Raw genomic sequence first — 15,517 nt, forward strand, 5'->3', positions numbered from 1 at the left:
GTGCGGCTCGGGCTGAGGCGGTGATGGCGGTATGAGCGGGTTCGGTGCACGCCGATCCGTGCGGCACGGAGACCGTGGCGTAAACAGGTTTCTCGCCACGGCGTTCCACGAACACCGCGCGGGGGTGGTGACGTGAGCGGGACTCTCACCGGTCGGCGCGGCAACGGTGGCGTGAGCGGGTTTCTCGCGCACCGGGCGGGTGTGGCCGGCGCGGGAATCCTCGTGGCGGCGGCCGTGGTCGCTGTGGTGGCGCCGCTGCTGATCCCCGCGGACGCCCTCGACGTCACACGGGTGACCGCCGCGCCGTGGCAGTCGCCGAGCGCCGAGCACTGGCTCGGCACCGATCACACCGGCCGGTCGGTGGCGCTGCTGATGGCGCAGGGAACCGGGACGTCGTTGTTCGTCGGGCTGACGGCGGCGGTGCTCGCGGTGGGCATCGGCACGCTCGTCGGCATCCTCAGCGGCCACTTCGGCGGGCTCGTGTCCGGGGCGCTGCTGCGGATCACGGACTTCTTCCTGGTGCTGCCGGCGCTGGTGCTGGCGATCGCGCTGTCGACGGTGCTGCCGCGCGGGCTGGGGACGATCGTCCTGGCGATCGGGCTGACGAGCTGGCCGTCGACGGCGCGGATGGTGCGGGCGCAGACGCTGACGATCGAGGCGAGGCCGTTCGTGGAACGCGCGCGGGCGCTCGGCGGCGGGCACGGGCACGTGATCGGCCGGCACGTGCTGCCGTCGGTGGTGCCGCTGGTGCTGGTGAACGCGACGCTGGCGGTGGCGTCGGCGATCGTGGCCGAGTCGACGCTCGCGTTCCTCGGGCTGGGCGATCCGACGCGGATCTCGTGGGGCGCGATGCTGCACCAGGCGCAGCTGCACGGCGCGGTGCCACAGCGGGCGTGGTGGTTCCTGTTGCCGCCGGGTGTGGCGATCGTGGTGGTGGTGCTGGCGTTCACGCTCGTCGGGCGCGCCCTCGAAGCCGTTGTGACGCCGAAGAGGTGAGCCCGTGCTGGAACTGAGGAACCTGAGTGTCCACTACGGACCCAAGCAGGTCGTCAACGACGTGAGCCTCACGCTCGCTCCCGGTCAGACGCTGGGGCTCGCGGGTGAGTCGGGGTCGGGCAAGTCGACGGTGGCGATGTCGGTGCTGCGGCTGCTGCCGGGAACCGCGCGGGTCGACGGCGAGATCCTGCTCGACGGCGACGACGTGCGGACGATGTCGTGGGGGAAGTTGCGGGCGGTGCGGTGGGCGTCGGCGTCGATCGTGTTCCAGGGCGCGATGCACTCGCTCAACCCGGTGCAGCGCGTCGGTGACCAGATCGCCGAGCCGATGCGCCTGCACGGCACCGACGGCAGAGTTGCAGACCTCCTCAACCAGGTGGAGCTGCCGAAGGAGAAAGCCCGCGCCTATCCGCACGAGCTGTCGGGCGGGCAGAAGCAGCGGGTGATGATCGCGATGGCGCTGGCGTGCGGGCCGCGGCTGGTGATCGCCGACGAGCCGACCACGGCGTTGGACGTGGTGGTGCAGGCGCAGGTGCTGAAGGTGATGAAACGCCTGGTCGCCGAGCAGGACCTGGGGCTGCTGATGATCAGCCACGACCTGTCGGTGCTCGCCGAGACGTGTGACGACCTGGCGGTGATGCACCGCGGCGAGCTGGTGGAGCGGGGCAACACCCGCACTGTCATCGCCAACCCCCAGCACCCGCACACCGCCGCGCTGACGGCGGCGTTCCCGGTGATCGGCGACCCGGCACACCGCTGGGCGGAACCGGCCAAGCCGTCAGATCCGCTGCTCGAGGTGCGGGATCTGGTGGTGGACTACGGTCGGACGCGCGCGGTCGACGGGGTGGACCTGACGATCGGCCGAGGCGAGATCGTGGCGCTGGTCGGCCAGTCCGGATCCGGAAAAACGACACTGGCCCGTACCATAATGGGACTGCGGGCACCGTCCTCCGGTCGGGTGATCTTCGACGGCGCCGACGTGCCCCACACCAGCAAGGGGATCAAGGCGTTCCGGCGCCAGGTGCAGCTCGTTCTGCAGGACCCGGCGAGCGCGCTGAACCCCCGCCACACGGTGCGGGACGCGGTCGCCGAGGGACTGCGCGTCCACGGCATCGGCGGCGACATTCCCGGCGGGGAGGAATCCCTGGTCACCGCCGCTGTGGAGCGTGCGGAACTACGGCCCGCGAGCCTCTACCTGGACGCCCTTCCGCACGAGCTGTCCGGGGGTCAGCAGCAGCGGGTGGTGATCGCCGGCGCACTGGTGCTGCACCCCCGTCTGCTGGTGGCCGACGAGCCCGTCGCGTCACTGGACGCGTCGGTGCGCGGGGAGATCGTGGCGCTGCTGCTCCGGTTGCGGCGTGAGCTGGGCCTTGCTTCATTGATCATCACGCACGACCTCGGGCTGGCGTGGCAGATCGCCGATCGGGTCGCGGTGATGCATCAGGGGAAGATCGTGGAACAAGGCTCGGTGGAACAAGTGCTGCTCACTCCTTCTCACGACTACACGCGCGCTCTTCTGCGCGCGGTACCTCAGGTCTGACAAGTGATCCCGATCGAACACGCCCGCTATCGGGCCTCGCTGACGCCTGCCGAGATCGGGCGGGGCGGGGCTGACGGCTGGGTGGCTGTCGACGAAGTACCGACGCTGGCGTGGCTGGCGTGGAACGACCTGGGCCGCCCAGACGGTGTGCTGGGCGAGCTCGCCGAGGCGAGCGAACCGGAGCACGTGCTGGAGCTGTGCCGGATCCTCGCCTCGACCTCACGCGCGGACACCGCGGCGGTGTGGCGCTACTTAGCCGCGGACTGGGAACGCACAGGTGAGCGTTCCGACGGCAGGCAGCGGTTCCTGCTGGACCGTGCGACGCGTGGTGAGGGCATGAACTGGCGCGACTTCTCCGCCCTGATGGGCACCGACCGGCCTGAGGAGGTCGACGCGGCGTTCGACCGCGGCGAGGACATGGTCGGTGTGTCGGTCATCGGCCTGTCGCTGTCCTATCCGGACCCGTGGGTGACGTTGCGGCGGGTCGCGCGCGCGTTGGACCACAACCGCCTCGAGGTCCGTCACCACGGCGCGACGGCGCTGGCTCACGTGGCGCGGGTGCACGGGGTGGTGTCGCGGGAGTGCCTGGAGGTGCTGCGGCGGCATCCGAACGAGGTGGCCGAGGACGACCTGTGGACGTTCATCGCGCACCGCCGGCTGCCGGCGTGGTTGTGGTGGCGGCGGATCAAGGCGCGGCTGGGGCGTCGAGTTCCGCGCGGACGGCGCTCTCGGTTAACAGGTTCCGCTGCTTCACGGCCCTGCGCAGGGCGTCCTCGAAGTGCAGGCGGGCCTCGGCGAGCGCACCCGAGGTCCTGGCGATGCGGCCGCGTTCCAGCGCGATGTGGCACCGCAGCTCGTCCGGCCCGTACCAGCCGCCGGGTGTCAGCGCCCACGCCTGGTCGCAGTGCGAGCGGGCAGCCGCGTAGTCACCGCTGAGCCTCGCGAGCTGGGCCAGCCCCAGGTGCGCGCCCGCCTGAACGACCTGAGCCCCGGCACGGCGAGCGAGTGCCAACGCGACGTCGAAGTCCGCCGTCGCACCATCCAGATCGCCTGCCGCGAGCCTGGAGTGGGCTCGTCCGACGACGGCTTCCGCGGTGTCCTCGGTGGCGCCGAGCTCGTCGAGCAGCTGCCGTGCCCGTTCGATGTGCGCGAGCGCCGCGGCCGGGTCGCCGGACGCGAGCGCGATCTCGCTGAGCTGGTTGAACGCCAGCGCCGCACCCCAGCGGTCACCGATCTCCCCGAACGCCGCGGCACCCCGCTCCAGCAGCTCCGCACCCGCGATGGGGTCGCCTTCCATGCGTTTGACCAGGCCGTCGCCGACGAACGCGAGCGCCTTGCTCCACGGGTCGTCGCCGAGCAGCCGGTTGCGGCGGTGCCAGATCTCGGAGTCGTCCTGCGGGGCGCCCAGCGCCATGCCCCACATCATCGTCATGATCGGGTAGCGCGGCGGGGCGTCGAACGTGCCCATCAGCTCGTCGGCCTGACGGATCCGCGCGGTCTGGTCCCCGGTCGCGACGGGCCAGGCGATCAGCAGGCACAGCGCGTACTCCTGCGCCCGGCCCTCGGGCGCGGACTCGCCGCACGCGTGCAGCACGGCGTCGGCTTGCTGTGCGGCTTCGGTGCGCAGACCGCGGCACCAGTAGTAGGTGGCGAGCGCGGCGACCAGTTCGAGGGCGAGATCGACGTGGTGCGTCGTGGCCCAGCCGACCGCGCCGACCATGTTGTCGTGGTCGTCCGCGAGCCCGCGCAGCCAGTCGACCTGGTCGTGGGCCCGCAGGTGCGGCTCGGCTTCCTGGGCTCTGGCGAGGAACCAGCGGGCGTGCCGTTCCGCGAGGTCCGGTGCGTGGGTCGCGCAGAACGCCCGGATGGTGTCGAGCATCCGGTAGCGCTCGCCCGTGACCTCGATCAGCGACTTGTCGACCAACGAGGTCAGCGTGTCGACGTCGGACTCGGTGACGTCCAGAACCGCCCGCAGGCTCGCGCCGCCGTGGAAGACGGTGAACCGCGCGGCGAGGTCGCGTTCGTCGTCGGAGAGGAGATCCCAGCTCCACTCGACGACGGCGTGCAGCGTGCGGTGCCGGGGCGCGGCGGTCCGGCTGCCTTTCGACAGCAACCCGAACCGGTCGCCCAGCCGTGCGGCGATCTCGGTGAGCAGGAGTGTCCGGACGCGTGCGGCGGCGAGCTCGATGGCGAGCGCGATGCCGTCGAGGCGGCGGCACACGTCCGCGATGAGCGCGTGATCGGCGGTGAAGCCGGGTTTGACGGCCTGGGCGCGGTCGAGGAACAGCCGCACCGCCGCGTCGTCGTCCAACGCGGTCACCGGGCTCAGCGTCTCGCCGGTGATACCCAGGGGTTCGCGGCTGGTGGCGAGCACCCGCACGTCCGGGCACGCGACCAGCACCGCGCCGAGCACGCGGGCCGCGTCGTCGATGACGTGCTCGCAGTTGTCGACGATCAGCAGCGCGGCGCGGCTGGCCAGGGCCGCGATCAGCCGGTCCTGGACGGTGACCGGCCCCGCGGACAGCAGGCCCGCCTCGCGCACGCCGACCCCGTCGAGCAACGCCCGTGCGACGTCGGTGGTGGCGCTGAGGTCGACGAACGCCACCTCACCCGGCTCGCGATGGCCGACCTCCACGGAGAGCCGGGTCTTGCCGGTACCGCCGGGCCCGATGAGCGTGACGAGCCGGTTCTCCTGCAGCCACTTGGTGACGCGGCGCAGGTCCTCGTCACGGCCGACGAAGCTGGTGAGCTGCGCCGGAACCCCTCGGTGCGGCGCCTCGGCCCGCAGCACCTCCAGGTGCGCCTGAGCGAGCACGGGGGAGGGATCGACCCCCAGCTCGTCGGCCAGCAGCGCCTTGCCCTGGGCGAACACCTCCAGCGCCTCGGTCTGGCGGCCGTCGCGGTGCAACGCCCGCATCAACGCGGCCCGCACGTCCTCGCGCAGCGGGTGCTCGGCCAGGACCTCCCGGAGGTCGTTCTCGGTCCCGCCGGAAAGTGTGCAGTTGATGAGCACTTCTGTCAGACGCCGCCGCGCCTCGTCCGCGAACGGAGCGTCGACGTCCGCCAAAGCCTTGCCGCGCCACAACTTCAGCGCTTCGGCCCCGCGCCCGGCCGCGAGCAGCTCCACGCACCAGGACGCGTCCACTTCGGACGGTTCGGCGACGAGACGGTACCCGGCGGGGTGGTGCTCGACGACCAGACCCGGGATGGTCCTGCGCAACCGCGAGACCTGGGACTGCAGCGCGTTCGCGGCACCCGCGGGCGGCTCGGCGTACAGACCGTCGAGCAGGCGGGTGTGGCCGACGATCCTGCCGACGTCCAGGGCCAGCATGGCGAGCAGAGCGCGCTGGCGGGGCGCGGGCAGGGCGATCACCGCTCCCGCGGCGTCGCGCACCTCGACCGGCCCCAGCACCCCGAACCACACGAGACGTGATTCTTCCGCACCACGCACGCCGATATTGCGTTGTCGCCGCACCTGACCGATTGGTACCTATGAGCCCGTGTCTGTGTTCGTGTGTGTGGAGTGCGGTGACCCGCTGACCGAGAACGTGATCGCTCTGCCGGCCGTCCCCACCCGGCCAGGGCACGTCGAGGGTGCTCGCTACGCCGAACCGACGGTGCCCCTGGGCCACTACGCGATCGAGCCGGAACCGTTCGGGGCACCGTTCGTGCCGACCGACGAGGTGGTCCCTGCCTACCCCGGCGGACCGTACCTCGCCGACAGCGGCCCCGGCTTCCGGGTGTCCGCCGGGCCGCGCGGCACGATCGTGCTGAATCCCGCGGACACCCATCTGAAAGGCCATCCCGACCGCGGCGGCGGCTGCTGCGGAACGAGCAGCGACCCTGAAGGCTGGAACAGCCTGTGCGCGTGCGGCGCCGAGGTGGGCGACCGCCTCAGCGAGTGCTACACGGCCTGGGAAGTCCACCTCGACCCCGCGAAGGTGCGCCGCGTCGACTAGAGCTCGTGCCCGGTCGTCGCGTCCACGTGGTCGGGGATCTCGTCGTGACGGTCGCCGACGGTCAGCGTTCCAGTGGGTTCGAACAGCAGAATCGACGCACCGGCAGCCGACGACGGCTTGTGGAACGTCCCGCGCGGCACGGTGAACGCCGAGCCCTGCTCCAGCACCACCGTCCGTTCCCCGGCGGGCTCCCGCAGCCCGATGCGCAGCTCGCCGTCGAGCACGAGGAAGAACTCGTCGGTGTCGTCGTGGACGTGCCAGATGTGCTCGCCCTCGACCTTCGCCACCCGCACGTCGTAGTCGTTCACGTGCGTGACGATGCGGGGGCTCCACAGGGCGTCGAACGAGGCCAGGGCTTTGCCGAGCGAGATGGGTTCGTTGGTCACCGCCCAAGCCTGACCGCTGGCGGACCCCGGCCGTGAGTGCTAGGAATCGCACATGCCGCAAGAATCCTCGCACCGGGTCGTCGTGATCGTCGACGAGAACTCCAACCCGTTCGAGCTCGGCTGCGCCACCGAGGTCTTCGGCTTGAAACGCCCCGAGATCGGCCGAGATCTGTACGACTTCCGGCTCTGCTCACCCGAACCGGACACGGTCATGCGCGACGGTTTCTTCACCCTCACCGGGGTCGCCGGCCTCGACGCGGCGACCACCGCCGACACCCTGATCGTCCCGAACCGGCCCAACGTCGAAGCACCCCGCCGACCCGCTGTCCTGGAAGCGATTCGAGCAGCACACGCCCGCGGCGCCCGGCTCGTCGGCTTCTGCAGCGGCGCCTTCACCCTCGCCGAGGCAGGCGTGCTCGACGGCCGCCGCGCCACCGCGCACTGGCAGTGGGCCGAGAACTTCCGCACCCGCTTCCCGAGCGTGCAGTTGGAACCGGACGTGCTGTTCGTCGACGATGGCGACATCCTCACCGCCGCCGGCAGCGCCGCCGCCCTCGACCTCGGCCTGCACCTCGTCCGCCGCGACCACGGCGCCGAGATCGCCAACGCCGTCAGCCGCCGGCTCGTCTTCGCCGCCCACCGCGACGGCGGCCAGCGTCAGTTCGTCGAACGCCCCGTGCCCGACCTGCCCGACGAGTCACTCGCACCGGTACTCGCCTGGGCACAGGAACGCCTCGACACCCCGCTGACCGTCACCGACCTCGCCGGACGGGCCGCGGTCAGCCCCGCGACCCTGCACCGCCGCTTCCAAGCTCAGCTCGGCACCACACCACTCGCCTGGCTGACAGGCGAACGCGTCACGCTCGCCTGCCGCCTCATCGAGCTCGGCGAACAACGCTTCGACGTCGTCGCCCGCCACACCGGGCTCGGCACCGCCGCCAACCTCCGCGCGCTGATGCGCAGAGAAACCGGCCTCACCCCGTCCGCCTACCGCCGCCGCTTCAGCCAGATCACGCCAGCGCCCGCAGAGTGATCCGCTCCACCACCCGCGTCTTCGCGTCCGCGTAGTTCTGCACCCGCTCCCACGTCCGCTCCGCCAGCGCCCGCTTCGTCTCCTCGTACTCCGCCCGGTCCCGCGGATGCGTGCGCAGCCGGTCGCGGAACGCCAGCATCCGGTCGACCTCCTCGCACGCGGGGGAGAAGACGTGCAGGTTCACGTTCGGCACCGTGCCCTTGAGGATCCGGTGCTCGTGCCACGAACGCTCGCGCGCCCGCAGGTAGTAGCCCGCCGCCACCAACGCCGGCACATAGGCGTCCTCATCGCTGGAATCGGGCACGACCAGCAGGATGTCGATCAACGGCTTCGCGGCCAATCCCGGCACCGACGTCGACCCGCAGTGCTCCACTCGCACCACGGCCTCACCCAGCGCCGCCCGGATCTTCGCCTCCTCCGCCGCGTACCACTGCGGCCACACCGGGTCGTACTCCCGCAACGTGATCGGCGCGTTGTGCGGCGGATCCTGCGTCACGAACTCCACGTCGGCAGGCTCTGCCCGCCACGTCACGTACGCGCGCTCGAGGATCTCGAGCACCACCTCGTTCTTCGCCGCGGCGTAGTCCTGCACCCGCTCCCATTCGCCCGCCGCGAGCTTCCGCTTCGTTTCCGCGTACAGCTCACGATCGGCGTCGTTGTCGCACAACCAGTCCCGGAAGATCCGATGCCGCCGCACCTGCGCACAGCCGCGCGGGAACACGTGCAGATTGATGTTCGTGTCCGGCCCCTTGAGGATCCGGTGGTCGTGCCAGTCGTCCTCCCGCACCGTCACCCGGTACCCGGCGGCCTCCAACGCCGGCACGTACGACGCCTCGTCCCCGGCGTCGTCCACCACCAGCAGCAGATCGATCACCGGCTTCGCACACAGCCCCGGCACCGACGTCGACCCGACGTGCTCCAGCTCCGCACCCGGCAACACACCCAGAATCCTGGAGCGTTCCCGCTGGTAGAGGCCCGGCCAGGCAGGGTCGTACTCGGCGAGCTCGATGTTCACGGCCTTCCCCCTGAGATGTAGGCAGTCGGCCAGAATATCAACTGCCGAACAGATCACCCGCCGAATCCACCCGATCCAGCACCTCGTCCGCCGTGAACACCAGATCCTCGACGACCTCGCAGTCCTCGACCTCGTCCCACGTCAGCGGCGTCGACACCGTCGGCCTCTCCCGCGCCCGCAACGAGTACGGCGCCACCGTCGTCTTCGCCGTGTTGTTCTGCGACCAGTCGATGAACACCTTCCCGGTGCGCTGCGCCTTCGCCATCGTCGCCACCACCAGCTTCGGATGCTCCTTCGCCAGCCGCTGCGCGATCACCTTCGCGTACTCCGAGGTGTCCTTCGCCGGCGCGTAGGCGTACACCTGCATGCCCTTGTTGCCCGACGTCTTCGCCCACGAGTCCACACCGTCGTCGTCCAGCACCATCCGCACCTGCTCCGCGACCCGGCAGCACTCCACCACCGTCGCCGGCGCCCCCGGATCCAGGTCGAACACCAGCAGATCAGGATCCCGCTTGCCCCCACGCGGCCCCACCGTCCACTGCGGCACGTGCAGCTCCAGCGCCGCGAGGTTCGCGAGCCACACCAACGTCGCCAGCTCGTCCACCATCACGTAGTTGACGGTCTCGTTGCCCTTCGAGCTGCCCGGCGACTCCAGCCGCATCGTCCGCACCCAGTCCGGACGGTGCTCCGGCGCGTTCTTCTCGAAGAACCACTTCCCGTCCACACCGTTCGGATAGCGCTTGAGCGTCACCGGCCGGTCCTTGAGGTGAGGCAGCAACACGGGGGAGACCCGCGTGTAGTAGTCGATGACCTCGCTCTTGGTGAACCCGAACTCCGGATACAGCACCTTGTCCAGGTTCGTCAGCTTGAGGATCCGACCCTCGACTTTCACCGTGGCATCACTGCTCAACGCGCCGCACCTCCTCAGGCGACTTGTCCGGCCGCAGCCCCCGCCACGCCGGAAACCGCATCCGCCCGTCCGGCGTCCACTGCCGGAACACCACCTCCGCCACCAGCTCCGGCTCCACCCACAACGCACCCTTCGCCCGCTCCCGCGGCACCTCCGTCACGAACGGCGAAGCCTTGCGCCCCAACGCCTTCAACCTCGGCGTCAACACCGCCAGCTCGGCGTCGTTGAACCCGGTGCCCACCGACCCCGCGAACGCCAGCCCGCCGTCCCGCGGGATACCCAGCAGCAGCGCCCCCACCACACCCGCACGCTTGCCCTCACCCGGACGCCAGCCGCCGATCACCACCTCCTGCGCCATCAGATCGGTGATCTTGCGCCACACCGGCGAACGCAGACCCGGCTGATAGGTGGCATCGAGCCGTTTCGCCACCACCCCCTCCAAACCCTGCTCCCGGCTCGCCGCCAGCACCGCCGCCCCATCGGAGTCGTAGGACGGGGGAGTGAGCCAGTTCGAACCCCTCAGCTCGAGGTCTCTGAGGAGCTCACGGCGTTGCCGAAAGGGCAGCTGAAGTGTCGAGCGGCCGTCCAGGTGCAGGAGATCGAACAGCAGCAGCGTGATCGGGAACTGACGAGCCGCCCTGCGCGCCGCCTCGGACTTGCTCACGTGCATCCGGTTCTGCAACGCGCTGAAACTCGGCCTGCCGTTCTGCAGCGCGACGATCTCACCGTCGAGCAGCGCCTCCGTCGAGCCCAACTGCTCACCGACACCCTGCAGCTCGGGGTAAGCGACGGTGATGTCGTTGCCGAGCCGCGACCACGCCTGCACCCGGCCACCCTCGACCCTCAGAATCGCCCGGACGCCGTCCCACTTGAACTCATAAGCCCAAAGATCATCATCGTCCTGGGGGAGGGGACCGGGCGTCGCCAGCATCGGCTTCAGCTGCTCAGGAAGGGTTTTCCAGTCCGGACGCACCGGAGCGTGCCGGCGCTTCATCATCCAGTTCTTGCCGTCCGTACCCGACCGGAAGAACACGAACTGACCCTGCGCGCGCTGACCGTGCAAGATCACGTCGACCTCGCGGTCAGACCACTTCACCGTCTCGTACCGGCCGCGATCCCACAGGAACATCTCGCCGCCGCCGTACTCGCCCTTCGGAATCTCCCCGGAGAACTCCGCGTACTCCAAAGGGTGATCCTCGGTGTGCACCGCCAACCGGATCACATCCGTCGTAGGCGGCAAACCCTTCGGCACCGCCCACGACACCAGCACACCATCACGCTCCAGCCGCACATCCCAATGCAGGCTGCTCGCGTGATGCTCCTGAATCACGAACGTGTCGTTGTTCCCGCGCGGAAGCTCGTCAGCATTCGGCACGGGCTCCGGCGTCCTGGCCGGATCCCTTTTGCGCCGGTACTCGTCGAGCCCGGCCATCTACGCCGACGAGGCCTTCTTCTTCGCAGGAGCCTTCTTCCGCCCGGCCTTCGCCTTCTCCACCGAACGCTCCAGAGCCGTCATCAGATCGATGACATCGCCCTTGTCCTCCTCCTCAGGCTGCTCCGGCAGCTCAGCACCCTCCGCCTTCGCCGCGATGACCTTCTCCAACGCGTCCCGGTAGTCGTCCGTGAACGTGTCCGGATCGAAGTCACCCGCCATCGACTCCACGAGCGACGTCGCCATCTTCAGCTCCTGCGGACGCACCTCCACCTGCTGGTCCAGGAAGTCGAACTCCGCCTTGCGAATCTCGTCCGGCCACAACATCGTGTGCATCACCAGCACGTCATCACGCGCCCGGATCGTCGCCAGCGTCTCCTTCTGCCGAATCGTGATCTTCACGACCGCCAGCTGACCTGTCTTGACGAGAGCGTCTCTGAGCAGCACATACGGCCGCGCAGCCGCCTTGTCCGGCTCCAGGTAGTACGTCTTCTGGAAGTAGATCGGATCGATCTCCTCCGCCGGCACGAACTCCAGAACGTCGATCGACTTGTCCGTCTTCACCGGAAGCTTCTCGAAGTCCTCGTTCTCCATGATCACCATCCGGCCGTCGTCCAGCTCGTAGCCCTTGGTGATGTCGCCGTACTCCACCTCTTCGCCGCACACCGAACACACGCGCTTGTACTTGATGCGCCCGCCATCCGCCCGGTGCACCTGGTTGAACCGGAAGTCGTGCTCCTCGACAGCCGTGTAGAGGCGCACGGCGATCGTCACCAACCCGAAGGAGATGGCCCCACGCCACACGGATCTCATTCTCATTGGGTACCCCTGAAATGCGGTTTTCGCACTATCAGGTCACCCACTCGGCCTAACGATCCGGCAACAGGGCGACCCCCATGTCACAACCGAGCGTGCCCTGCCGAGGTGGAACTCCGCTAGATGTCTTTGAGCGCCCGGTACGTCCTGTTGCTCGCCACCGCGGCCCTGCGCTCCCGCGCCGTCGCCTCGATGTAGTTCTGACTCGTCGCCAGACTCGCGTGCCCGAGCAACGCCATGATCTCGCTCGCACTGGCGCCGTCCTCAGCGAGCCGCGTCGCGAACGTGTGCCTGAGGGCGTGCAGATTCGCCCCTGTGGGGACCCTGTCGTTCAGCCCCGCCCACCGGAAACACTGCTTGACCAGGTACTCCAGACCACCCCGCCCGATCGGCTCACCGTGCCGGTCCCTGAGCAAGGCGCTTTCGCGGTCGAAGCGGCCCTGCGGGAACCGTTGCCGGCAGCTCTTCAGGTAGGCGTCCACGATCCGTTCCATCGGGGGCTCGATGGGGACACTTCTGTCGCGGTTGCCCTTGCCTTTCACATGCAACCGCTGGTCGCCTTCTCGTCCGACGATGCTGGCGAGCGTCAGAGTCCGCATCTCGGCACTGCGCAGGCCCGCCACCAGGCCCAACGCGATGACCAGCACGTCCCGCTCCGGCCACGGGTCGCGGCCTTTCCTGGCGCCTTCCGCGGCGGCCGTGAGGAGCTGTTCGGGAGTGTCCTCACCTCTCAGCGGCTTGGGGACGAGCGGCGGGGTCTTCGGGCGGGCGACGGCGCCCATCGGGTTGCCGGCGATCAGGTCTTCCGCCACGCAGAACGTCAGGAACTGGTTCCACGTCGACCAGGCCCTCAGCACCGAGCTCTTGGCGTGGGTGTCGGCGAAAAGCCCGAAGGCCTGGCGCAGGTTGGCGCCGGTGAGGTGGTGGGTGGTGAGGTCCTCGACGGGGCAGGGGAGTGTCTCGGCCAGGAGTGTGTTCACGCCTTGCAGATCGCGCTGGTAGGCCGCCGTTGTGTGCGGCGAGTCCTTGCGCGTCCGGCGAGCGAGGAAGAAGGCGTCCTGGGCGGCGAGCACGTGCATATGGATCTTGTACCGCACGGCACCGACAATCCCGTGTTCCGTGCTGGATAATGGCGATTATGCATGAAATGTCCGTTTAGTCCGGGTTCGCCGGGCGCTGGACCAGGTGGCGTCACTTGTCGGGGATCGTGAGCGTAATGAGTCACCTCTACGTACGTCTCACTGACGAGTCGTCGGTGTCGACCGCGCTCCGACATCGCCGGTGTTGAGATGTTGTGGCGTCTGCAAGAGCGGCCAGCCTGCCCGCTGGACGAGCTTGCAGACGCGCCAACACAGCCGATTCAGCCCCTTCTGAAACCGATCTTCGCAGGTCGCCGTTTCGCCGATAATCTACATTATGTCAAGTAACGCGGATTCGGCCCTTCTGGGAGGCCTCTCCTGCCAGGCTCACGGCCATGTCTGACTGGGGGCGTTTCCTGGAGTGCGTGCCGTGGTTCGTTTCGCCGGGCGCTGAGGTCGTTGTCGGCCCTTCGTCCACTTGGACGCGTGGTGCGCTGCCGGGCTTGCCTCGGCTGTCCGCTCTGCTGGCGTCTGCTCGTGTGACGCCGGTGTCCGTGGCGGGACATTCCTACGAGCTGTTGTGCTGGGGTTCGTCCGGATGGCTCTGTGAGCCGCCTTCTGAGGCCGACTCCTCGTACCCGGATTCGCTGCGCGCGTTCTGGCGGGTGTTCGGTGGGACTGTCGAGCAGTTCTTCGGGCCGTCGACCTGGTGGCTGAACCAGAACCAGGTGCTGACGGTGGACGCGGCGTCGTTGTCGTTCTGCGACGTCGTCTCCGAGTACGGCTTCGCGGGCGAGGAGGTGCGGGATTACGTCACCGTGGCGATAGAGGCCAACGGGAACCTGACGGCGGCGCACTGCACGACGGGGCGTCTTGTGCTGTTCGCGCCTGACCACTCGTTCTCCGGGGTCACGTCGTTGGGTGGCTATCTGTACACGTTCGACGAGGCGCCGGATCTCGCTTCGTGGATCGAGGCGTGTGCGGGCGCGTGGCAGGCTGGGGTCTCATGATCGACGAATTCGCCAAGGCGTATCTGCACAGCGATCTGCGTGAGCTTCGCGAGGTGATGGTGTGGAAGCTGGAGGGTCTGGACGACGTGCAGATCCGGCGTCCGCTGGTCGCGAGCGGGACGAATCTGCTGGGGCTGGTGAAGCATCTGGCGTTGTCGGAGTCGCGGTACTTCGGTGAGGTGTTCGGGCGGCCGTTTCCGGAGCCGTTGCCGCGGCGGGACGACGTGGCGGCGCGTGGTTCGAGCATGCTGGCCGCTCCTGACGAGTCTCGTGTGGACATCGTGGAGCGGTATCGACGTGTGTGGGCGCATTCGGACGCGACGATCGAGGCTCTTGCGGTGGACTCCCCCGGGTTTGTGCCGTGGTGGCCGCGTCCTGACGTGATGTTGTTCAACGTGTTGGTGCATTTGGTGTCGGAGACCGCGCGGCATGCGGGGCACGCGGACATCCTGCGGGAGCAGTTGGACGGTGCGACGGGTGTGGGGCCGTGAGGCAGACTCCCCCGCATGCGTTTTGCGATCTACGTGCCCTGTTATGGCGACACTTACGGTGATCCCGCGGTGTTGAGCTCGCTGGCTGTCGAGGCGGAGGCGGCTGGGTGGGACGGGTTCTTCATGTGGGATCACGTGGTGGCGCAGCCGTTGGTGGCTGATCCGTGGGTGACGTTGGGTGCGGTGGCGGCGCGGACGTCGCGGATCGTGCTGGGGCCGATGATCACGCCTGTCCCCCGGCGTCGTCCGTGGAAGCTGGCGCTCGAGGCGTCGACGTTGCAGCGGTTGTCGGGTGGGCGGCTGGTGCTGGGTGTGGGGATGGGTGTGCCGCGGGATTTCACCTCTTTCGGTGAGGCTTCGGATGCGCGGTCGCGGGCGGCGCGGATGACCGAGGGTGTCGAGGTCGTGCGGAAGTTGTTGTCGGGTGAGCCTGTCGAGCATCACGGGGACGTTTTCGACGTGTCGGGGGTGCGGTTCGCGCCGGTGGAGGTGCCGGTGTGGACGTCGGGGATCTGGCCGCGGAAGGTGCCGTTCCTGGCGGCGTCGTCGGCGTCGGGGTTGTTCCCGATCATTCTGGACGGGTCTGGTGGGTTCGCGGTGGCGTCGCCGGCGCAGGCGGCGCGGATGAAGGCCGATTTCGTCGCGGCGGGCGGCCCGGCTGATGGTGATCTGGCGATCTGGGGTGGTGGGGCGCGGCCGTCGGCGTCGGAGGTGTCGGAGTACGCGGATGCCGGGGCGACGTGGTTGTTGCTGGACGGGTGGAAGGCGTCGCTGTCGGAGCTTCGTTCGTACGTTTCCGCTGGTCCGCCGCGTTAGAACGATCTTGTCGGGGGTGGCTGCGAGACTCGGG

Annotated in this window: 14 protein-coding genes; 7 read left to right on the forward strand and 7 right to left on the reverse strand. The window is 69.1% G+C overall.

Annotated features, from left to right (window positions below):
- Window positions 1-132 precede the first annotated feature (132 nt).
- Both AB0M24_RS04220 and AB0M24_RS04225 read left to right on the forward strand, forming a co-directional pair.
- Window positions 133-996 (forward strand): ABC transporter permease, encoded by an 864-nt coding sequence (locus AB0M24_RS04220; protein WP_363760833.1) that lies wholly within the window; start codon window positions 133-135, stop codon window positions 994-996.
- 4 nt (window positions 997-1,000) lie between these two features.
- Window positions 1,001-2,536: an ABC transporter ATP-binding protein gene (locus AB0M24_RS04225; protein ID WP_363760836.1), complete on the forward strand. Its 1,536-nt coding sequence runs from the start codon at window positions 1,001-1,003 to the stop codon at window positions 2,534-2,536.
- 685 nt (window positions 2,537-3,221) lie between these two features.
- On the opposite strand, the gene AB0M24_RS04230 is transcribed toward AB0M24_RS04225, so the two are convergent.
- On the reverse strand, window positions 3,222-5,987 hold the full coding sequence (locus AB0M24_RS04230; protein WP_363760839.1) for a BTAD domain-containing putative transcriptional regulator: 2,766 nt from the start codon (window positions 5,985-5,987) through the stop codon (window positions 3,222-3,224).
- 49 nt (window positions 5,988-6,036) lie between these two features.
- On the opposite strand from AB0M24_RS04230, the gene AB0M24_RS04235 reads away from it, so the two are divergent.
- Window positions 6,037-6,495, forward strand: coding sequence for a hypothetical protein (locus tag AB0M24_RS04235; protein ID WP_363760842.1), 459 nt, complete (start codon window positions 6,037-6,039; stop codon window positions 6,493-6,495).
- Here the strand turns inward: AB0M24_RS04235 and AB0M24_RS04240 are convergent.
- Window positions 6,492-6,881: a cupin domain-containing protein gene (locus AB0M24_RS04240; RefSeq protein WP_363760845.1), complete on the reverse strand. Its 390-nt coding sequence runs from the start codon at window positions 6,879-6,881 to the stop codon at window positions 6,492-6,494. The genes AB0M24_RS04235 and AB0M24_RS04240 overlap by 4 nt on opposite strands.
- A gap of 52 nt (window positions 6,882-6,933) precedes the next feature.
- Between AB0M24_RS04240 and AB0M24_RS04245 the strand changes: the two genes are divergently transcribed.
- Window positions 6,934-7,914, forward strand: a complete 981-nt coding sequence (locus AB0M24_RS04245; RefSeq protein WP_363760848.1) for a helix-turn-helix domain-containing protein — start codon at window positions 6,934-6,936, stop codon at window positions 7,912-7,914.
- Here AB0M24_RS04245 and AB0M24_RS04250 read toward each other — a convergent pair.
- The 5 genes from AB0M24_RS04250 to AB0M24_RS04270 form a co-directional block, all read right to left on the reverse strand.
- Window positions 7,892-8,929, reverse strand: coding sequence for a GrpB family protein (locus tag AB0M24_RS04250; protein WP_363760851.1), 1,038 nt, complete (start codon window positions 8,927-8,929; stop codon window positions 7,892-7,894). The genes AB0M24_RS04245 and AB0M24_RS04250 overlap by 23 nt on opposite strands.
- 37 nt (window positions 8,930-8,966) lie before the next feature.
- Window positions 8,967-9,839, reverse strand: a complete 873-nt coding sequence (ligD, locus tag AB0M24_RS04255) for a non-homologous end-joining DNA ligase (protein ID WP_363760854.1) — start codon at window positions 9,837-9,839, stop codon at window positions 8,967-8,969.
- On the reverse strand, window positions 9,829-11,271 hold the full coding sequence (ligD, locus tag AB0M24_RS04260) for a non-homologous end-joining DNA ligase (protein ID WP_363760857.1): 1,443 nt from the start codon (window positions 11,269-11,271) through the stop codon (window positions 9,829-9,831). The genes ligD (AB0M24_RS04255) and ligD (AB0M24_RS04260) overlap by 11 nt, the downstream gene beginning before the upstream one ends.
- Window positions 11,272-12,084 (reverse strand): Ku protein, encoded by an 813-nt coding sequence (locus tag AB0M24_RS04265; RefSeq protein WP_363761568.1) that lies wholly within the window; start codon window positions 12,082-12,084, stop codon window positions 11,272-11,274. It lies immediately after the preceding gene.
- Between the two features lie 122 nt (window positions 12,085-12,206).
- Window positions 12,207-13,184, reverse strand: coding sequence for a tyrosine-type recombinase/integrase (locus AB0M24_RS04270; protein ID WP_363760860.1), 978 nt, complete (start codon window positions 13,182-13,184; stop codon window positions 12,207-12,209).
- A 377-nt stretch (window positions 13,185-13,561) separates the two neighbouring features.
- Here AB0M24_RS04270 and AB0M24_RS04275 point away from each other — a divergent pair, with 377 nt between their 5' ends.
- The 3 genes from AB0M24_RS04275 to AB0M24_RS04285 are packed head-to-tail and all read left to right on the forward strand — an operon-like array spanning window position 13,562 to window position 15,483.
- Entirely contained in the window at window positions 13,562-14,176 is a 615-nt protein-coding gene (locus AB0M24_RS04275; protein WP_363760863.1) for a hypothetical protein, read from the forward strand.
- Window positions 14,173-14,667 carry a DinB family protein gene (locus tag AB0M24_RS04280; RefSeq protein ID WP_363760866.1) on the forward strand — a complete coding sequence of 165 codons (495 nt, stop codon included), beginning with the start codon at window positions 14,173-14,175 and terminating at the stop codon, window positions 14,665-14,667. Before AB0M24_RS04275 ends, AB0M24_RS04280 begins: the two co-directional genes overlap by 4 nt.
- Before the next feature lie 15 nt (window positions 14,668-14,682).
- Window positions 14,683-15,483: an LLM class flavin-dependent oxidoreductase gene (locus AB0M24_RS04285; protein WP_363760869.1), complete on the forward strand. Its 801-nt coding sequence runs from the start codon at window positions 14,683-14,685 to the stop codon at window positions 15,481-15,483.
- The last annotated feature ends 34 nt before the right edge of the window (window positions 15,484-15,517 follow it).

Source organism: Lentzea sp. NPDC051838 (assembly GCF_040681245.1).
GTDB lineage: Bacteria > Actinomycetota > Actinomycetes > Mycobacteriales > Pseudonocardiaceae > Lentzea.